This is a genomic window from Planktothrix sp. PLAVEN19ND (genome assembly GCF_057220675.1).
Window position 1 is genome coordinate 5,086,059 of sequence record NZ_CM170132.1, and the last position, 20,506, is coordinate 5,106,564.

The window sequence follows — 20,506 nt, forward strand, 5'->3', positions numbered from 1 at the left end:
AACAACGAATTATGTTAATCGGATTTTAACGTTGTTGGGCTTTAGCCCTCAAGATTGCGCTGAAGCGCAACAACGAATTATGTTAATCGGATTTTAACTCAGAAAATAACTCATCCCAATTTCCTGAAAATTGACTATCCGGTTCTGTTTTAACTTCAAAGGTCGTATTACAAGCTGACGGTTGAGTTAATACTTGAATACATAATTCGGCAATATCATCTCGACTCACTTGCCCTTTAATTGTATCACCTTGGGCAAATTTTAAAGCCGAACCTCCGGGGGCTTCCGTTAACGCACAGGGACGAATAATCGTATAGGGAATACCGCTAGAACGAATCACATCTTCTCCTTTTAACTTCCAAGTTAAAATCCCTCCCAATTGTTCATTTAAACGTACCGCAGGGGGTTCTTCTGCTAAATTTAATCCGGGTTTCCCGGGACGAGTTACCCCCGCCGAACTTACCTGAACAAATCGAGGGAATACTGTTCCCCCATAGGCTTTAATTGACTCAATTTCTAATTGAAATAATCCCGGTTGAAATTTCGGGTTTAAAGCTCCATCATATTCAAACTTACTCAACATTAACTGGAGAGAAAATACCTGACTAGAATCAAAAGGTTTTCCGTCATTTATCGTTTTAGCTCGAAATACCGGAATTAATTCTGTAAACGGAATTCTAATGGTAATCGGAATATTATAAACCGTATCAAAGGAATAACAATAGCCCACACTATCCCAACCGTCATTACAGCGAATAATAAATTTATATCGTTTTCCATCGCCTTTGACTCGTAACTCAATTCCCTGATAGTCTGATAAATTTAAAGGGGGTTCAAAATTGCGAGTTCTCACCGAAACAAAACCCCCTGAGTTAGCCGTTGAAACATATCCGGTAAATAATCCGCCATCGGGGATTAATTTTAACGAACTTTCACTAATTCCCCCCATGACAATATCATCTAAGGCTCCCCAAATTTCCTTGATCTCCTCCGTGGGTTTGGTAAAATCAAATATAATTTTATCTCCCGCTTTCTTGAGGGTTCCAGATGCAGCATAAATCAGATTTTGGATGCCTTGATATTCGACTAACTCCGGCACATCAACCACTTCCGGCAAATAAAACTTAATTCCTTGATAATATTTTTCTCGGTTGGGAGTATCTCCCTCCACGGGTTGAACTTTAGTTCCATTACAACAAATAATCGTGGTAACATCTTGAAAAATAGCCGGAGTTAAGGTTTCAGGAATGGTTAAATCTGCTTCAATTAATTCTACCGTATTCCCTAATAGGGTTCTAGCTCTTTTAATATCTCTCACCAAACAACGCACCGTGATTCCCCGTTGTTGCAACCGTTTTACTACCCGTTTTCCCACCCCTCCGGTCGCCCCAACTACTAATATAATATTCGGTTTCGGTTTGGGTTGTTTTTTCCCTATTCCCAATAAATTTTGTATCCAGTTAATATTACCAATAAAAGGAACAACCCCAAAATAAGCCAGGGTTTTGAGAAACCGTCCCCCATCCCATTGTCCTTTTTGTTGCTCTACCATTGCCTTCTCCCAATAATTTTGTTAAATGACTATTCCTATAGATTAAGATATGTAACAAATTTAATGGTAACAGAAGAAAGCCAAAGTTGCTCAAGGTCTGTGAAATCGTCAGTCCTCAAAATTATGGCCTTTCCCTTCCCCAAGTAGAAATATCTGTGTTAAGGTATCTCTTGATTGCATAGAAACAAAAACAATGGAAAATATTGATTTGGAAACGGCGATCCCCGTCGGACTCGCTTTAGTGATTGTGGTCGGTAGTTTTTTGATGATGTTTACTAATTTTTGGACAACCAAGAAACGATAGCCATTAAAAAGGCTATAATAGAAAAGTCCAAACTATAAAAAATATTGCATCTCTAGCTATTTTCAAAAACCAGAGTTTTGATCATGATAGATTTAACCCTACTTGCTGAGTTTTCTCGAAATAATTGTTTAGGAATTTGTGCGTTTTTAATCCCGTTTAATTTATTAGCTACCCTACAAACCTTAATTTTTATCGGTCTAAATCGTCCATCTTCTCAAATCCTCCTTATTTCTGGGTTTGCTAGTTTATATTCGGGATTGATGGTGCTGCACGTTTTCAGTTGGTTTATGATTGGTGTGGTGATGATTCCCACCTATATTCTATTATCCCTAGGAACAACCTGTTTAGTCATTAATATTTGGGCGATTAAATCTCCTAAACATTTAAAATATTTTATCGAAAAAATAGTTTCATTAACTCAAAAAATAATGAGCAAATTCCAGAATCCAGCCTTTAACTAAAGCGATGAAATCTTCTGAAACTACGCATATTAACAAAGATTAAAATCCGTGAAATCCGTGAAATCCTCTTAAATCCGTGATCCCGATTACCCAACAAAAAAGACCAGCGCAAAATCTCAATTGCTGGTCTCAATTTATGGATACCGTTGTTGTTTCGATTTGAAGACACATAAACGCCGCGTTCTACATCAGCCTGCGGGTAGAAATTTTCAAATCTCACGTTAACTATTGTATCAAGGGTTACTCATTTTTTTGACAGAAATTTAACTTGAGGCGGTACGAGTCAAGAATTAACCCCGATTCGCCTGTTGAACTTGCTGATTGTACATCGAGCGTAATACCCGACCGGGATCAACCCAGTTGCCATTATGCTTTAATCCCCAGTGTAGGTGAGGGCCCGTTGTCCGTCCCGTCATTCCCACCCTAGCAATTCTCGTCCCAGAAGGAACTTGTTGACCTTCCCAGAGTTGAATCCCCCCTTGTCGGTCAATAAAATAAGTCCCTTGAGCGTTTTTTTCCACGCTACCTTGAATATGACAATAAATATGTTCCCATTGACCAGACTGAATCGCAATGCCAGTCCCGCAACGGTCATCTTGCCAAACCTCTGTCACCGTCCCCTGCCACCAACTGCGAATATAACTGCCTTGGGGGGCTGCTAAATCTAAACCATAGTGAAAACCTGACCCTCGATATCCGAAGGGGGAGGTGTATTCTTGAAAGCCTTCAACGGGGAAAGAAGCCCCCGACCAGTTTAAACCTGTTGCGACTTCAGCATTTTGAGCTTTGGCGAACTGTTGTTTCCATCCCAGTCCCCCAAAACCCAGACCGATTAATCCTGCTAGTAAAATAATATTGCCCGGACGAAATAATTTAGATTTTGCCATTAATGTTTGACTCCTCAATCACTAAAAAGGGGTTGTTAGTGGGATTTTTTATAATTAATTTTTCGGTACACAGAACGCGGGTATCGGGATGTATTCTACTAGATTTTGGTTAATTGTTAACACTCTCCCACCTTAAAATAATGGGAAAGTGTTCAAATAGATAACTATTTATTAAGCGTTAGCCCCTTTGCCAAAGAATTTCGGCGGTTCAGCTAAGGTATAAATTTCGGTTTCAGCCGCGATCGCATCCCGCAAATGTTTCGGAACTTGTAACATTCCTAACATGGTTGTCCCGTCAAACATCCGTAGCCCTCCGGTGGTTTGCTCTTGTAACACTTTATCCACATTTTCCGGTTCAGGACGGGTATTAATCGGTTGAGCAGAAACGATAATAAAACTCCAGGGACTTCCGTAGGTGGAAATATAACTGGTATAGGAGTGAACATGGGGAAAAACCGTTTTCAGGGTATTCACCAGACGAACGTGCAGTTTCATCTCATTCGGGGAAACCGGGCCAGCTTGAATTACCCCGTAGCCCTCGGGGGTTAAAATTTGACGAATTTTTTCAAAATATTCTTTAGTGAACAGTTTAAAGGATGGCCCATCTTCAATCGGATCGGATAAATCAGAAATCACAATATCCCATTTTTCCTGAGTCTGATCTAAAAAGTCGATGGCATCCCCGATAATCAGTTGGGTGCGGGGGTCATCAAAGGCATTTTCGTGCATTTCTGGGAGATATTCTTTACAGGCATCGACCACATCCCCATCTAAGTCAATCATTGCCACAGATTCAATGGTTTTCCAGCGCAAAACCTCCCGAATGGTCGCCCCCTCTCCCCCACCTAAAACCGCAACTTTTTTAGGAGACCCATGATAGACCGAGGCGACATGGACTAAGGGTTCGTGGTAGAGAAATTCATCTCCGGTACAAGATTGCCATTTCCCATCAAGAACTAAGGCTTTTCCATAGGCCCCGGTTTCCACCACATACATATCTTGATAGGGAGTTTTTTTATAGGCTAATACCTTGGTAATTCCATGAACATAAATATCCCAAGGTGTGATATACTCGCTCACCCAAAAATCAGCTTTTAATTCGCTACCTGACATAATTACTTTTCCTCAAAAATACAGATCCAATGTTCTAGGGTAGAACATTCTGGATCTGCTACAAAATGTTAAAGTCGCTTAACTTAACCTTAATCTTTTACTAACTAATACCGCTCTAATTTTTAACCATTGTTCGTTTCCGCCAGATTGTATAAGGAATAGATACAAAGGCTGCCATTAAGGCATAGGTAATCAGCGTATTAATAATCCCACCTTTAACATAATCCAGATTGGGGAAATTTAAGCTGACCAGTAGAACCGCTAAACCAGCATTGCGAGTGGCCGTTGAGTATGCTAGAACGGTTTGAGTGTCAGGTTCAGATCCGCCCAAGAAATGACCACAGGCCAGGGAAGTAATCGAGAGAAAAGCCATCGCCAAGTAAGCCGTAAATCCGGCATTAAGAACTTTTTCTAGGCTGACGGCGAGCAAAATAATCACCACCAGCAAAAGCATGAATTTGGCAATTTTGGTCGCGGGTTCCACCAGATCCTCTGCAAATTTGGGCGCGTATTCAGCCAGTAAAACACCAATTCCCATGGGCAACACCTGAGCAAAAAAGATTTGTTTGGCAATTTCTTGGGGCGACAACCAGGGTTCATTGGGAGAGAACTGAGCTAGAATCATAACCGTTAAGGGAATGCTAATAATTGCTAGAATGCACACCATAAACTGTAAACTGGCGACAAATTTGGCATTTCCCCCGGCTTGTAGGCTTTTAAACGGAATCATCGGCGCGCCGGGACAGGTGATCATCGCCCAAATCCCAATGTGTTGTGCCACGGTCAACCCCGGAATCAGCATGGTTAATGCCCCTAATAAGGGCACGGCAATGAATACTGAGACTAGCGATCGCAGCAGGAGAGACGGTTGTTGACCCAACCAGATCACATCCTCAAACCGCCAGCGAATTGCCATCGCAAACATCAGAGCAAAGATGGTTAGTTTGGCATAATTGATGAATATTGTTCTGACTAGAGCCAGGGTTGGGTTAACTGGTTCAGTTTGGTCAGAAATGCCCGGAACTTTTTGGGCAACCTCAACCTGATTACTCTCCTGGCGGTAGACTACCGTTTCCCCCTTCAAAATGGTTAACTCTGAAGCACCTAACGGATTAATAATGACGATATATTTTTGGTTATCGATCGTAGCAACGTATTTAATCGGATCTTTTTTGGGATTTTTAGCCGGAGTAATTGAAACTGGGATTTTTTTAAGGGTTAGAGTTTTGTTTTCTTTGTCATAGATATTGACATAAGCCTTGTTTCCTTGTCGAAACACTCTCACCGCATAACGGTCATTTTGAAACAACAAAGCTGTATCGGCGGTTGGGATGTCAGAAGGGGCGCTCGGGGAAGGTTGATCCGAGGTTGACACCTGGGCTATTAACTCCTGAGCATGGACTGTTTGATTCATTGCTGAATCAGGATTATTCATAGCAAAGGATGCAGAGTGCAGTGTCACGGTCAGAATCACTGTGAAAACTGCCAGAACACTAATCAAAAAAGCTCGGCTAGAAATTCTTTTGTAAATTAGATCGGATTTTAAGGGAAACATAAATTAACTGTCCTGGATACTAAGGCGAAAAAGTAGCTGCTGATACAACTTATTGGCATAATAAATGATAAAAACCCTGATTTTCTTAGATTATAGCCTTGCGTAATCACCCCAACTAAAATTGCATCATTCTTTGGGCCTAATATTGTTTCCCAATGTGAAGTTAAAATGTATTTAGGATAGATTTGTTTGACCCAATTTTGTGCCATGGGACATCGATACCATATTTAGTTTGTTTTGTCAATTCCGATTAACCCCAAAGCAACTATACTTTCGGTAATGACCATTTTCTCAGAATTTTAAATAGTTTGATAAAAATAAAATAAGGGGTTGAGTAAATCTCTATCTTCAACTAGATGAAATAACGCTTCACCAGATGGTATAAAGAGATTCCTGTTTCCCAATCGCAAGGAGTCAAGATCGGCTTTTCTCGATGGAATCAACTTTTGGGCTTTAACACAAAACCTGCCTCTTGAAATCAGTCTAAATTTTCCTTGACTTTTAGTTAATCATGAACAGAATGTTGCATAATAAGAAACGACAAGTAAATTCTGCCTTACTGCCACCATGAATACTAAGACCGTAAACTATGCTCCCATGGCTCCTGTGCCTTATTGGGATGCAAAATTATACGATAGTCACCATAGCTTTGTCTCCAATTTAGCTGTGGATCTCTTGGAATTGCTTGATCCCCGTGTAGGGGAACACATTCTTGATCTCGGTTGTGGTACAGGTCACTTGAGTTACAAAATCACAAACACAGGGGCTGAAGTTATCGGCATTGATAAAGCCTCAACCATGGTTAAAAAAGCCAATCAAACCTATCCTGGTCTGAATTTTTTGGTGATTGATGGAGCCAACTTAGTCTGGAAAGAACAGTTTGATGCGGTGTTTTCCAATGCGGTTTTACATTGGATTAAGCAACCGGAAAAGGTCATTTCTGGAGTTTGTCGAGCCTTAAAACCCGGGGGACGTTTTGTGGCAGAATTTGGCGGGAAAGGCAATATTGATACAATTATTACAGCAATGGATCAGGCTTTAGATGCTGCGGGATACCCCAAAAATAAAACCCTGAATCCCTGGTATTTTCCCAGTATTAGCGAATATGGAATGCTTTTAGAAACCCAAGGATTTGAGTTAAAGCTGGCAACCTTGGTGGATCGTCCCACTCCATTAACAGATGGAGACAAAGGCTTAAATAACTGGTTGAGAATGTTTGCTGGAGAATTTTTTAAAGGGATTCCAGCCTCAGAACAACTAAATATTATGAACGATATCGAAAGTCGCCTACGTCCCAAATTATTTAAGAATGGGACTTGGATTGCTGACTATAAACGGATTCGGATTGTAGCCAATAAAATTAACTAATAGATTCAAAGGGAAAAGGGCATCTTATAATTAGTTTTATCCCTTTTCCCATCGTTAATTAGTGGGTCTTAATTCCCCCAACCCGACATAGATTTACTCAGGAAAATCCGGTAAAACCCAAGTGGGGGGCTGCATTCTTTTCTTCCGCATCGCTTCCTCCGCCATTTCTAACATTTGGTCTAAGGATGTATTATTGATAAAGTTCTCCGTTTCTGGGATATATTCCCGATTGGGGCATTTATCCCCCAAAACACAGCCATTTATACAGGCTTCTGCACAGTTAATTGATGTTTCTATCATCGGTTTCTCCTCTGTTGCGTTATCAGTTTTGGACTTGGAATGGGTTCGGGGTTCTCAACATCAAAAATTTTAACGTGAGTTGAATCAAAAAATCGATAAAATTAAGTTCAACTGGGTAGACCCGTTAAGACTGGTGAATTTTAGTAAAAAATCTATGAATAATTTTATCCAACGGCTAAAAAATTTACCCTGGTCGTCTTTGTTACAAAATGTCGCCTTGACTTATTTAATAGTTGCGATCGCAGAAGTTTTTACCCTCTGGGGAATCACTCACTCTCCAGCATTCAAACAAATGATGCTGCTTTTATTGACTCCTCCCCTGGGGATGTTGATTATATTTGGAGTAGGGGTGGGAGTGGGAGCCTTATCAATTTATTTAATAGAAGTTCAGCCCTCTAAAGTTATTCTTAACGTTGCTTGTTTATGGGCATTATTCCTTTGTTTATTAGTCGTTTTATTCCTCTATAAATCCATCTTTCCCCCTGTGATTTTACTCAGTACCTCTCAAATTACCACCATGGGAATTTTAATCGGTCTATTTTGGAAAGGTAGACCCTATTGGCGTTGACTTTTCTCAACCCATAACTCCCCATTTTCTGCTTCAAGATCCCACTTCATCCCAAATTTTCGCTAAATTAGTTCCCCTGACTACTTGACAAAAATCTCGATTTAGGAGATGATGTTCTTACGGCTAACATGAACATACGCTTGACTTTTTAATCAATATAGCAACCCTCTAAAATTTGACTATTTGGCAACAATCTTTAATCCTTCTCGATAATGGGCGATCGCCGTAATCACAGCAACCGAAAAATAAAACATCCGAATTCCCCAAAAACAAACCCCCATAATAATCGTAATTAAAGTTGGAGGAATCCCACTTACCCGCACAAATTTAGAGTTAATTTGCTGTTCCAAACGTTCTAATTCCTGCATTTGCAGTTGTCGGGTCGGAACCATGGGAAACTGTCCAGTATATAAATAAAACCCGAAAACCCCATCCTGATTAATTCTGCGTTGAAGAAAAGAATCAGCTACAGTTTGCGCTTGCGGAAAGGAAAGATCATCATCTTGAGCAATATCCTCGACCCAAAGATTGTATTTAACGACTTGAGGAACCGCTAAAATAATTGGAATTAAAATAATCAGAAAAACTTGACTAATTTTTCGAGCATCTTGAGTGGGTAACAAACCCGTTGCGACTCCTAATCCCATCCCTAAAATCGCAAACACCAAAATATTAAGTAAATCAATAATTTCTAAACCCCTGAGTAAATCGCCAAATATAAAAATGGGGTAAACAAATCTATGGGCAAGTTTCAAGACTAAAACCTTAATGGCGATCGCCACAACCGCGAGGACAATCACACAAAAAACAAACATGAAAGCGCTGATGACATAAATCGTAATGCGCTTTAGTAGTTTGGATAAATTCATTACAGAGACTGAAAAAGTTAAGGGTGACTGGGGGATTGGGTTAGGGTTTGTTGGGCGAGTTGAGTAATTTGGGCGATCGCCAACTCAGAAGGAAGGGGTTGACCGACCGTATGTAGCCACAACAAATATTCAATATTTCCGGCCGGGCCCTGGAGAGGCGACCAAGTTAAACCTCGATATTGCCATCCCAAGGATATCGCAACAGAACCCACCTGAAAGATAGCACGGGCGTGATCCTTAGAATCTCGGACAACTCCCTTTTTACCCACCCGTTCTCTACCCACCTCAAATTGAGGTTTGACTAACAGTACCACTTCCCGATTCGGCTTTAACAATTGCCACAACGGGGGCAAAATTTTGGTTAAAGAAATAAATGATACATCCACAACGGCAAAATCAGGATAATTTTCCGGTGTATCTAATTCTCCATACAATTGATCGGGAGTTAAATAGCGCAGGTTTGTCCGTTCTTTCAAAACCACCCGGGGATCATTTCTAATTCCCCAGTCTACTTGTCCATAACCGACATCCACACCATAAACTTTTGTCGCCCCGGCTTTTAATAAACAATCGGTGAAACCGCCAGTGGAAATTCCCCCATCCAGACAGACGCGATCGCTCACCTCAATTTTAAATTCCTCCAGGGCTTTAGCGAGTTTTTCCCCACCTCTGGAGACAAAACGCGATCGCTGTTTCACCTGAATCTGGGCTTCTACATTAACTTCCGTTCCAGGTTTATCAATCATTTGTTGATTCACTAAAACCGATCCCGCCCGGATTAACCCTTGAGCCTGTTGGCGGGACTCACATAAATTAAGGTCTACTAATAAGGTATCAAGTCGTTGTTTCACGGGAAATGGGGAGCAGGGGGAGCAGGGGAGCAGGGGAGGCAGGGGGAGCAGGGGAGGTAGGGAATGGGCAATAAACTGATGACTGATGACTGATAACTGATTTTACGCTGTGATCCTCATCACTTTATTTCTTGAGATTAATCTATATTTCCTATTAGAAATATCACTAATTTAAAATTAATTTTATGAGTTAATTAATGTTAAGATTGTGTCAAATTCAACAGGAGCAAATTATGAACACCCTCAATCCCTTTCCGCTTCCTGAACCAGAAAATAGATCCGTTTCCCCCCTAGCCGTTTTAAGTGGAGAATTTATTCATATTATCCATCCCAACGGCAAAGTAGAAATGACTACCACCCAAAATATTGAGAAGAACCCGACGAAATACAATCTGGAAACCTGCGTAGTTTGGGGTCGATTTGAAGAATTTTAAGGGCTATTTAAAATACCAGACCCTAGGGAGTTATATGCTAAATTTTTAACCCAAAACCCTGAATTAAAGCAAATTAAGGCGATGCTTCCTAGTTGTTAGCGATCGCCCTATTATTGATCAACTTAACTGAGCGCAACCCCGATGAACCCAAGGGGTGTTTTCCCAAAAAAATCGAGTCCAGAATTAAATATCCTGTTCACCCAATTCCCGAATTAAATGATCAAAAGGTTGTTCTAAATAATCTCCCGTGGGCAACCCGGCAGCAGCAACCTGTTGGGTGACCAAAGTTTTCAGAATCCCGATCCCGAAAACAGTAGGGCCAACGGGAACGCTCAAAGAATTATAAGTTTCCCGTAAACCTTGAAGTACCCGTTCATCCAAAACATCCGTATTCCCGGCCACCAGAGCATAGGTCGCATAACGCAGGTAGTAGCCCATATCGCGTAAGCAGGCTGCATAGCGACGGGTAGTGTAGGCATTTCCCCCAGGACGAATCAACTCGGGAACCTCGTTGAACAAAGACGAAGCAGCTTGCTTAACCAAATCAGCAGCATTGCTGTTGATCACTCCGGCTGCTTGAACTCGGGCTGTCCCAGTCGCAAAATAGGACTTGAGTTGATCGATGGCATCCCGATCCAAATAGCGACCCGTTCTGTCGTAATTTTTTATTAAGCTGGTAACGGCATCTTGCATGAAGTCTATCTCCCTTATAATATCTTTCAATTATTCTGAAGTCGCGACGTGTTGTATTGTAACACTCAATACAAAACTTAATCAATCTGACTTACTATGATCAGCCAGATGCTTTGTCAGTCAAACTGCCAAACCTGTCAGAGATAATCAAGAAGATTTTTGAGGAGATATTCATCCATGCCAGAGACAGCCCAAGAGGTCTTATCGTTAATCGAAGACCAAAAGATTCAAATGATTGACCTGAAATTCGTGGATATGCTAGGAACCTGGCAGCATCTAACGGTACATAACAGCCAAATCGATGAATCCTCCTTTACAGACGGCGTACCGTTTGATGGTTCCAGTATTCGCGGTTGGAAGGCCATCAACGAATCTGATATGTCCATGGTGTTAGATCCAAAAACAGCTTGGATCGATCCCTTCATGGCAGAACCGACTCTGAGCATCATTTGTAGTATTCAAGAACCCCGTACCGGAGAACCCTACAGTCGATGTCCCCGGGTGATTGCCCAAAAAGCCATTGATTATTTAGTTTCGACCGGAATGGGGGATACGGCATTTTTTGGCCCGGAAGCGGAATTCTTCATTTTTGATGATGTTCGCTTCGACCAAACCCAACATTGCGGCTATTACTATGTCGATTCCGTTGAAGGTCGTTGGAATTCGGGACGGGAAGAACCCGGTGGTAACTTAGGCTACAAACCAGGCTACAAAGAAGGCTATTTCCCCGTAGCTCCCACGGATACGTTCCAAGATATCCGTACCGAAATGCTATTAACCATGGCAAAATGTGGGGTTCCCATTGAAAAACATCACCATGAAGTGGCCACGGGTGGACAGTGCGAACTCGGTTTAAAATTCGGGACGCTGGTTGAATCCGCCGATAACTTGATGATCTACAAATATGTGATCAAAAACGTCGCTAAAAAATACGGCCGCACTGTCACTTTCATGCCTAAACCCGTTTTCGCTGATAACGGCTCTGGGATGCACGTCCACCAATCTATTTGGAAAGATGGTAAACCCCTGTTTGCCGGCGATAAATACGCGGGCTTCAGCGACATGGGGCTGTGGTACATCGGCGGGATTCTCAAACACGCCCCGGCATTGTTGGCCTTGACCAACCCCAGCACCAACTCCTATAAACGCTTAGTTCCTGGGTATGAAGCTCCGGTGAACTTGGCCTACTCTCAAGGAAACCGTTCGGCTTCTGTACGGATTCCTCTGTCGGGAAATAACCCCAAAGCCAAACGCTTAGAGTTCCGGTGTCCTGATGCCACCGCTAACCCCTATATGGCCTTTGCAGCCATGCTCTGTGCGGGGATTGATGGGATTAAAAACCAAATCGATCCGGGTGAACCCTTGGATGTGGATATCTACGATCTCAGTCCTGAAGAACTGCGCAAGATTCCTTCCACCCCAGGTTCTTTGGAATTAGCCTTGGAAGCTTTGGAACAGGATCACGCCTTCTTAACTGAACCCGGTGTGTTCACGGAAGACTTTATTGCTAACTGGATTTCCTACAAACTCGATAACGAAGTTAACCCCACCCGGTTACGTCCCACTCCCTACGAGTTTGCCCTCTACTACGACTGTTAATTTTTGTTAAATCCGTGGGAGCGGAATTAACGAAAAGCCCCACGCTGACCCAATGGGTTGGCGTGGGATTAGGAATAATTGAATACACTTGATAAAATCATTAATTATCTGTTAGTTAATCAAATTCAGAGCATTTCTGCCACCACATATTAATGAGGATAATTTGTAGTAAGACGGTGGCAAAAATCCTGCCAATAATCACACTCACTAAATCTATCAATGCACCTGGAAAAAAATTTACCGGGCAATATTGTTCATTAATCTTGAGTTAATTTCTATGACATTTGCCGATCAGAATCTCAATAACAATCGCCCAGATAGTCTAAAAGACTTTTCTTTACCCCGACGTGAGAGTTACTTTCCCTCCTCTGCGGATTGGAGAAATGAGGTACTTTACTTTCTCTTACCCGATCGCTTTAGTGATGGTCAAGAGAACAAACGCCCTCTACTTAATCGGCAGCAACTGAATCAAGCCCGACCGAATCTGCCCAATGGTCAGTCTTGGCAATTTGACAAATGGGCAGAGTCGGGAGAATATCGCTGGCAGGGAGGGACGCTCCAAGGATTAGAGTCAAAGCTGGATTATCTGAACCAACTAGGCGTGACCACGATCTGGGTAGGGCCAATCTTTCAGCAACGGAGTCACTTGAATAGCTATCACGGTTACGGGATTCAAGATTTTCTGGAGGTTGATCCTCGCTTTGGGACTCGCCAGGATCTGGTCAGTCTGGTCAATAAAGCCCATTCAAAGGGGCTACGCATTATCCTTGATATCATTTTTAACCATTCAGGCTCTAACTGGATCTATGCCCCTGGTACTCCTGGGGGGGAATTAAAACCCCCCTATACAACTGGTTGGTATCAGTTTGGCTCGTGGCTGGGTGAGCAGGGACAACCCATTGCGGGGCTACCTAAAACGGCTCCCGAAGGAGTCTGGCCGCTCGAACTTCAGGAACCAGATTGCTATACTCGTGCTGGCACGGGTGATTTAGGGCGGGGGGATCTGGATGATCCTAATGCCGAATTCCGACGTTCGGACTTCATTACCCTGCGGGATTTCCAGTTAGACTATCCCCATCTCTTAGATAACTTAGCCCGGTGTTATAAATACTGGATTGCGCTAACAGACTGCGATGGCTTTCGGATTGATACGCTTAAGCATATAACCTACGAGCAAGCTCGCAATTTCTGCGGGGCGATTAAGGAATTTGCAGCCAATCTGGGTAAGAGTGACTTCTTTTTGGTAGCAGAAGTAGCAGGCGGAGACTACAACGAAGACCGTTATCTGGATGTGGTGGGGCAGAATCTCAACGCTGCCCTCGATATCGGCGAGATGCGGGTAAATCTTAACCAGGTTGCTAAAGGGCTGATTGATCCAAGAGTTTTCTTTAACGGATTTGATCCAGGGAATGCCGTGATGGGGGCACACCGGAATATCGGGCGACGTCATGTTTCGGTTTTGGACGATCACGATCATGTCTTTGGTGAAAAAATCCGCTTTTCCAGTGAAGCAGTATCGGAGCATCAGGTGATTGCGGGGGTCGCCTTGCAACTGTTTACCTTGGGGATTCCTTGCATTTACGCAGGAACTGAGCAGGCCTTGGCGGGGCCAGAACCCTCTGAACGGCAGTGGTTGCCTGACTGGAAGAAATCCGATCGCTATTTGCGGGAAGCAATGTTTGGCCCAGAGCATCCACGGCAATCTGGAGTGGCGGGACTAAAAGATCTCGATCTAAACTTACCTGGCTTTGGGCCGTTTGGGACAGCGGGTGCTCATTGTTTCGATCCGCACCACCCTGTATATCTTAGGATTGCTGCAATGGCGGCACTGCGCAAAAAGTTCCCTGTGCTGCGGTTAGGACGGCAGTATTTGCGACCGAGCGCGATTCCTCTCTTGAACTTGCCCTTTGGCGATCACGGACGGAGTGGAGAAATTATTGGCTGGTCAAGGATTTTAGATGATGAAGAAGCGGTTTGCGTACTAAACAGTAATGGAACAGATCATCGAGGCGCGAGAGTCGTAGTAGATGCTAATCTCAACCCGCTCGGAAGTGAGATGACGGTGATTCTAAATACGGCGGTCGTAGGAAATCCGGGTTATGCGAGTCCTCATCCGGTGGGTTCAAAGGTGTCAGTGCAGGGACAAGATGGGATTGCTTATGTCGAAATCCAACCAATTCCAGCATCCGAATTTTTGATTCTGACAAATTATCCCTAAAGTAAAGTTAAGTTGGAGTGGTGCGATCACGCCAACCAAGATTTAACCTATAAGTACCCACACAAAATTATTTGCACATCTGATTTATTGCTCTCTATTTGTTTCAATGGCTTTAGGGCAACGAGCGTGTGTAATTAATTTTGTTTACTTACTTATATATTCAATGCTGCATTAACATCTTGTGTCTTCACAATAACCATATTCACAAACATGGGTTTCTAACCGATGACTCAACCAACTGACTCCCACAATTCTCCATCTACGGGTGGCGGTTTGCCCGTACTGCAATATTGGATGGAAAAAAGTATCTCGCCTCAAGGGTTGAAAATCTGGGAAAAGTTGAATCATCAAAGTAGTTGTTTATCCTGTGCCTGGGGTACGGGCGGGCAAAAGGGCGGTTTTATTAATGAAGATGGGGAATATTTACAACGTTGTGCGAAAAGTGTGGAAGCGATCGCCGCCGAGTTACAAGCAGGTATTAAAGCGGATTTTTTTCAAAAATTTACTATTCAAGAATTACAACAATTAGACTCTCAACAATGCGATAATTTGGGTCGGTTAAGCTATCCAGTTATTTTAAGAAAAAACACTTCTTATTATGAACGAATTAGTTGGGAAGAAGTTTATAAAATAGCCGAAAAAGCCTTTAAAAAAAGCCCAGAAAGAGTCGCCAGTTATAGCTCAGGGCGATCCTCAAATGAAGCAGCTTTTCTCCTTCAATTGATGCTCAGGGCATTAGGGAGTAATAACTTAGCCGATTGTTCCGATTTATGTCACGCCCCTTCTACGGTAGGTTTAAAAGAGGTTTTTGGTAGTGGCACATCCATGGTTAGCCTTGAAAGTCTTAAGGAGTCCGATTGTGTGGTTTTAGTGGGATCAAATGCCCCCGCTAACCATCCCCGATTAATGAATGAATTAATTAAAATTCGGAATAAAAATGGTAAAATTATTATTATTAATCCTCAAATCGAAGTCGGATTAGTTAAATTTGCATCTCCCGCCTTTCCGATTAAATCCTTACTCAAAGGCGGCTCGGATATTTCTACCCTTTATTTACAACCGATTCCTGGTAGTGATGTGGCGGTATTTGTGGGGATTCAAAAATCTTTGCTCGAACAAAATTTGATTAATTTTGAATATTTAAACCATCATACCGATGGTTGGCAAGAGGTAATTCAACAGGCTAAAAATACGACTTGGAAAACGATTACTGATACTTGTGGTTTATCCCAAGAAGAAATCGAAGAAGTCGCCTATACAATTGGAAAATCAAGTAAAGTTGTCTTTGCTTGGGCGATGGGAATTACTCACCATACCAACGGAGTTGATAACGTTAAAAGTATAGCAAATACCGCTTTAATTACGGGGAATGCCGGAAAATTAGGCGCGGGGACAATGCCGATTCGCGGACATTCTAATGTTCAGGGTTTTGGCTCCATGGGAGTTACAATTAGATTAAGTGAACCCATAAAACAGGCTTTAAAACAACTTTTAGGTCAACCCCTGACCGAAACAAAAGGTTATTCTGCCCGAGGTTTAATTACTGCTGCATTGGAGAAAAAAATTGATACCTTGTTTTGTTTAGGGGGAAATTTATATGCCGCTAATCCCGATTTAACCGAAGCAAAACAGGCTTTATCTAACATTGAAACGATATTTTATGTCGCCACAAAACCCAATTTAGGTCATTTTCACGGTTTAGCTCAGGAAAATACTATTATTCTTCCTGTATTTAATCGATTTGAAAATCCTCACCGCACAACGACTGAATCAGGTAACAATTTTGTCCGCTTAAATGAACCCGGTACAACCCATCTTAATGCCCCCGAAGCTGATTTAATTTCAGAAGTTGAATTAATCACAGAAATTGCTTATCGCCTACTCGGAGAAAATCCTATCGACTGGAAACGGTTACAAGATACCCAATATATTCGAGAGTTAATTTCTAAAACTATTCCCGGTTACACTAAAATCGCTGAAATTGACCAATCTCAAACGGAATTTACCATTGAGGGGCGTATTTTTACTAAACCTCATTTTGCTACAGCTAATGGTAAAGCTCAAATGACTATTACCCCATTACCAAAATTAACAATTCCCCATAAAGAATATTTTGGAGTGAAAGAAGATACTCCAGGTTTAGTATTAATTTTAAGCACGGGTCGAGGTTACGGACAACATAATACTATTGTTTATAATTCGGCGGACAAATATCGAGGAATGCCCCACCGTCAGTGTATTTTAATGAATATTAAAGACATAAAAAAAGCAGGTTTTCAACCCCATCAATGGGTCAAAGTTCGAGGAGATGCGGGGGAATTAGACCCTATTGAAATCATTGCAGGTAATATTTTATCCGGTAGCGCATTTATGTTTTATCCTGAAGCCAATATTTTATTCAAGGCACAAATTGATCCAGTAGCGGAAACCCCAGCTTATAAAAGAGTCCCTATTTTTATTTATTAAATATCATGATTCTGGGAATCAATAGTCATTTGTTTTTTTATCTCAAAATTTACCCAGGTAACCCAATCATTAACACAAATGAAATAATAACACATTTTATGCTTTAATTTAATCAAGTCGAGTTAAATAACAGTAAACCTCCTCAATATCTATGGTCTCTATTCGTCGTCGTCAGCCTAATCCCGCCGTTGAAGTCTTAAGTTTACGCTATCAAGTTGCTATCCCGGGTGCAGAACCCCAGAATATTTTAGAAGAAATTGTTTGGTATAAAGAAAAAGAAATCACCGACCTGCGGGAACGTTTACCCCTAGAACAATTAAAACAAAAAGTCAATACAATTTCCGCCCCCCGTAACTTTTTTGAGGCATTAAAATCCAGTCAAACCCAACCGGCGGTCATTGCCGAAGTTAAAAAAGCCTCCCCCAGTAAAGGAGTAATTAGAGAAGATTTTGACCCCGTGGCGATCGCTCAATCCTATCAACAAGGAGGTGCCAGTTGTCTATCGGTTTTAACCGATAAAAAATTCTTTCAAGGTAGTTTTGAAAACCTCTCCCAAATTCGGGCTGTTGTTGATTTACCCCTACTATGTAAAGACTTTGTTATCTATCCCTATCAAATTTATCTAGCTCGATATTATGGAGCCGATGCAGTTTTATTAATTGCGGCAATTCTCTCCGACCAAGACCTGCAATATTTCCTAAAAATTGCCAAAGTTTTAGGTATGACCGCCCTAATAGAAGTCCATACCCTGGAAGAATTAGATCGGGTATTAACCCTTGATGGTGTTAACTTAATTGGGATTAATAACCGAGATTTACAGGATTTTTCTGTCGATCTTCAAACCACTTGCCAATTGTTACAAAGCCGACAATCCCAACTGCAATCCCGTGATATTTTAGTTGTGAGTGAATCGGGACTCTATACCCGTGAAGATATCAGTTTAGTCGCCGAAGCCGGGGCAAAAGCTGTTTTAATTGGGGAATCTTTAATCAGGCAACCCGATCCGGGTGTTGCCTTAAATCAACTGATTGCCGTTAAGTGATATGATCAGAAAACCGCGCCTTCGCTTGGTATAAGATTGGAAACGCAGAAAAGAAGGTAATCCGTGTGAATCCTCTTAATCCGTATAAATCCGTGCCAAAAATATTCCTTCTGTGACTGATGCAGAACACCAAACCCTTATTAATAGAAACAGACCATGGACGATAAATTAATGTTGATGATTCCAGGGCCCACTCCGGTTCCTGAACAGGCTTTACTGGCGCTGTCCAAACACCCCATCGGACACCGCAGTGGCGATTTTTTCAAAATCATGGCCGAGGTGACGGAAAACCTGAAATGGTTACACCAAACCCAAAATGATGTCCTGATTTTAACCGTCAGTGGCACGGGGGCGATGGAAGCTGGAATTATTAATTTCCTCAGTCGGGGGGAAAAGGTGTTATGTGGTTCTAACGGTAAATTCGGAGAACGTTGGGTAGAAGTCGCCACCGCCTACGGGTTAGAAGTTGATACCGTCACCGCCGAATGGGGACAACCCCTCGACCCGGAAGCCTTCCGAGTTAAATTAGAAGCGGATACCAATAAAGAAATCAAGGCTGTGATTATCACCCACAGCGAAACCTCTACCGGGGTGATTAACGATTTAAAAGCGATTAATCACCATGTTAAAGCCCATGGAGCGTTAATGATTGCGGATGCGGTCACCAGTTTAGGAGCCTTTAATCTTCCCATCGATGAATGGGGGATTGATGTGGTGGCTTCGGGTTCCCAAAAAGGTTATATGATTCCCCCGGGTTTGGGATTTGTGGCGGTGAGTGATAAGGCTTGGGAAGCCTACAAAACCGCTAACCTCCCGCGCTATTATTTAGATTTGGGATTGTATAGCAAATCAGCGAAGAAAAATACTAATCCCTTTACTCCTCCGGTGAACTTGTTTTTTGCCTTACAAGTCACCTTACAAATGATGAAAAAAGAAGGGCTAGAAAATATTTTTGCCCGTCATCAACGGTTAACTAAAGTGACTCGGGAAGCGGTAAAAGCCCTGGGATTATCGTTATTTGCGGCCGATGAATGTGCCAGTCCAGCGATTACGGCCGTTGTTCCTCCCGATGGTTTAGATGCTGAAGATATTCGGGCTATTGTGAAGAAGAAATTCGATATTGTTTTAGCCGGAGGACAGGATCATCTCAAGGGTAAGATTTTCCGTATTGGGCATTTAGGATTTGTGAGTGATCGCGATATTTTAACGGCGATCGCTTCCTTAGAAGCCGCATTACAGGAACTCGGTTATCAAGGATTTACTCCGGGTGCGGGAGTGGCTGCGGCGGCCCGGGTGTTAGCAGAATCTTAATTAAATATTGTTTAGGGGGAATGAGGAGCAGGGGGGGATGAGGAGGTGAGGAGCAGGGGGGGATGAGGAGCAGGGGGAGATGAGTAGGTGAGGAGCAGGGGGGATGAGGAGCAGGGGGGGATGAGGAGGTGAGGAGCAGGGGGGATGAGGAGCAGGGGGGGATGAGGAGGTGAGGAGCAGGGGGAGAAGAATTACAAGTGAATTCCTTGCCCCCCTTGCTTCCCCTGCCCCCCTTGCTTCCCCTGCCTCCCCTGCTTCCCTTGCTTCCCCTGCTTCCCCTGCCTCCCCTGCTTCCCCCGCCTCCCCTGCCTCCCCTGCTTCCCTTGCCCCCCTTGCTTCCCCCGCCTCCCCTGCTTCCCACCTTTTTTATGGCAGTATTCAAGATGATATTGTTCTTGAAAATTGATTTTTTAAGCCGTTTCTAACCAGTCAAAAATTTTATCTAACTGTTCTAAAGTCACTAAACCATATTGCCATAGGGTCATGGATACGGGACTAGGATCTTGATATTTATGTTGAGCATCCGTGGGATGATTCGCTCTTTCTGCCATGGCAATTGAATCCGCCGATAGGGATAATTCATCCTGCAAAAAGTGAATAAACCGAGAGTAGTTATTGGGTGTCATTCTAACATTCACCTCCTAATTTAATAAGGATTAAAGGGTTAACAAAAAAAATTTTGATAAAATTGGCTAATCGCCTTTTTTTATAGATTGATATACCGATCAAGTCTGAGGTTTGAAACTTCAGAATCTTGATCCGTAGCTATTGATTGGGCTGGAGAAAAACTTAAGTATTACTAAACTATTTACCCAGTTTTCTTCTCACGCATCTACATTAGCTGCGATAAACATTCCGCACAATGGAGTGGTAGCCACACAATTTTCTGTCATAGGTTCACTTTCTGAAAGAATA

The 20,506-nt window shown here is 42.4% G+C and carries 18 protein-coding genes; 9 read left to right on the forward strand and 9 right to left on the reverse strand.

Annotation, left to right across the window (positions count from 1 at the left end):
- Positions 1-82: 82 nt before the first annotated feature.
- Positions 83-1,552, reverse strand: a complete 1,470-nt coding sequence (locus AC2D3N_RS21845) for a CIA30 family protein (RefSeq protein ID WP_484692134.1) — start codon at positions 1,550-1,552, stop codon at positions 83-85.
- Between the two features lie 387 nt (positions 1,553-1,939).
- Here AC2D3N_RS21845 and AC2D3N_RS21850 point away from each other — a divergent pair, with 387 nt between their 5' ends.
- The gene (locus AC2D3N_RS21850; protein WP_484692135.1) at positions 1,940-2,317 is read left to right on the forward strand and encodes a hypothetical protein; all 378 of its coding nucleotides are present in this window, start codon (positions 1,940-1,942) and stop codon (positions 2,315-2,317) included.
- A gap of 290 nt (positions 2,318-2,607) precedes the next feature.
- Here the strand turns inward: AC2D3N_RS21850 and AC2D3N_RS21855 are convergent, their stop codons facing one another.
- The 3 genes from AC2D3N_RS21855 to AC2D3N_RS21865 form a co-directional block, all read right to left on the reverse strand.
- Positions 2,608-3,204, reverse strand: coding sequence for a M23 family metallopeptidase (locus AC2D3N_RS21855; RefSeq protein WP_484692136.1), 597 nt, complete (start codon positions 3,202-3,204; stop codon positions 2,608-2,610).
- A 171-nt stretch (positions 3,205-3,375) separates the two neighbouring features.
- Complete coding sequence (locus tag AC2D3N_RS21860; protein WP_484692137.1) at positions 3,376-4,317, reverse strand: spermine/spermidine synthase domain-containing protein; 942 nt, start codon at positions 4,315-4,317, stop codon at positions 3,376-3,378.
- A 115-nt stretch (positions 4,318-4,432) separates the two neighbouring features.
- Positions 4,433-5,779, reverse strand: a complete 1,347-nt coding sequence (locus AC2D3N_RS21865) for a bile acid:sodium symporter family protein (RefSeq protein WP_484692138.1) — start codon at positions 5,777-5,779, stop codon at positions 4,433-4,435.
- 660 nt (positions 5,780-6,439) lie between these two features.
- Between AC2D3N_RS21865 and AC2D3N_RS21870 the strand changes: the two genes are divergently transcribed.
- Positions 6,440-7,240, forward strand: a complete 801-nt coding sequence (locus tag AC2D3N_RS21870) for a class I SAM-dependent methyltransferase (RefSeq protein WP_079678112.1) — start codon at positions 6,440-6,442, stop codon at positions 7,238-7,240.
- 93 nt (positions 7,241-7,333) lie between these two features.
- On the opposite strand, the gene AC2D3N_RS21875 is transcribed toward AC2D3N_RS21870, so the two are convergent.
- Entirely contained in the window at positions 7,334-7,540 is a 207-nt protein-coding gene (locus AC2D3N_RS21875) for a hypothetical protein (RefSeq protein ID WP_079678111.1), read from the reverse strand.
- Between the two features lie 154 nt (positions 7,541-7,694).
- On the opposite strand from AC2D3N_RS21875, the gene AC2D3N_RS21880 reads away from it, so the two are divergent.
- Positions 7,695-8,108 carry a peptide chain release factor 1 gene (locus tag AC2D3N_RS21880; protein WP_144017698.1) on the forward strand — a complete coding sequence of 138 codons (414 nt, stop codon included), beginning with the start codon at positions 7,695-7,697 and terminating at the stop codon, positions 8,106-8,108.
- A gap of 179 nt (positions 8,109-8,287) precedes the next feature.
- On the opposite strand, the gene AC2D3N_RS21885 is transcribed toward AC2D3N_RS21880, so the two are convergent.
- On the reverse strand, positions 8,288-8,977 hold the full coding sequence (locus AC2D3N_RS21885) for a hypothetical protein (RefSeq protein WP_484692139.1): 690 nt from the start codon (positions 8,975-8,977) through the stop codon (positions 8,288-8,290).
- A 17-nt stretch (positions 8,978-8,994) separates the two neighbouring features.
- On the reverse strand, positions 8,995-9,828 hold the full coding sequence (locus AC2D3N_RS21890; RefSeq protein ID WP_079678185.1) for a TlyA family RNA methyltransferase: 834 nt from the start codon (positions 9,826-9,828) through the stop codon (positions 8,995-8,997).
- A gap of 233 nt (positions 9,829-10,061) precedes the next feature.
- Here AC2D3N_RS21890 and AC2D3N_RS21895 point away from each other — a divergent pair, with 233 nt between their 5' ends.
- Positions 10,062-10,262: a hypothetical protein gene (locus AC2D3N_RS21895; RefSeq protein ID WP_144017697.1), complete on the forward strand. Its 201-nt coding sequence runs from the start codon at positions 10,062-10,064 to the stop codon at positions 10,260-10,262.
- A gap of 183 nt (positions 10,263-10,445) precedes the next feature.
- Here AC2D3N_RS21895 and apcB read toward each other — a convergent pair whose 3' ends face one another.
- Positions 10,446-10,955, reverse strand: coding sequence for an allophycocyanin subunit beta (gene apcB / locus AC2D3N_RS21900; protein ID WP_079678107.1), 510 nt, complete (start codon positions 10,953-10,955; stop codon positions 10,446-10,448).
- Positions 10,956-11,132: 177 nt separating this feature from the next.
- On the opposite strand from apcB, the gene glnA reads away from it, so the two are divergent.
- From glnA to AC2D3N_RS21925, 5 genes are all read left to right on the forward strand, one after another.
- Complete coding sequence (gene glnA, locus AC2D3N_RS21905; protein WP_026795415.1) at positions 11,133-12,554, forward strand: type I glutamate--ammonia ligase; 1,422 nt, start codon at positions 11,133-11,135, stop codon at positions 12,552-12,554.
- Between the two features lie 277 nt (positions 12,555-12,831).
- The gene (locus AC2D3N_RS21910) at positions 12,832-14,772 is read left to right on the forward strand and encodes an alpha-amylase family glycosyl hydrolase (RefSeq protein WP_484692140.1); all 1,941 of its coding nucleotides are present in this window, start codon (positions 12,832-12,834) and stop codon (positions 14,770-14,772) included.
- 225 nt (positions 14,773-14,997) lie between these two features.
- Entirely contained in the window at positions 14,998-17,238 is a 2,241-nt protein-coding gene (locus AC2D3N_RS21915) for an FdhF/YdeP family oxidoreductase (RefSeq protein ID WP_484692141.1), read from the forward strand.
- A gap of 151 nt (positions 17,239-17,389) precedes the next feature.
- The gene (gene trpC, locus AC2D3N_RS21920) at positions 17,390-18,280 is read left to right on the forward strand and encodes an indole-3-glycerol phosphate synthase TrpC (RefSeq protein ID WP_079678104.1); all 891 of its coding nucleotides are present in this window, start codon (positions 17,390-17,392) and stop codon (positions 18,278-18,280) included.
- A 156-nt stretch (positions 18,281-18,436) separates the two neighbouring features.
- Positions 18,437-19,591 (forward strand): pyridoxal-phosphate-dependent aminotransferase family protein, encoded by a 1,155-nt coding sequence (locus tag AC2D3N_RS21925; protein ID WP_079678103.1) that lies wholly within the window; start codon positions 18,437-18,439, stop codon positions 19,589-19,591.
- A 410-nt stretch (positions 19,592-20,001) separates the two neighbouring features.
- On the opposite strand, the gene AC2D3N_RS21930 is transcribed toward AC2D3N_RS21925, so the two are convergent.
- A complete protein-coding gene (locus tag AC2D3N_RS21930; protein WP_079678102.1) occupies positions 20,002-20,217 on the reverse strand; it encodes a DUF2949 domain-containing protein in 216 nt (71 codons plus the stop codon).
- Positions 20,218-20,506: the final 289 nt, after the last annotated feature.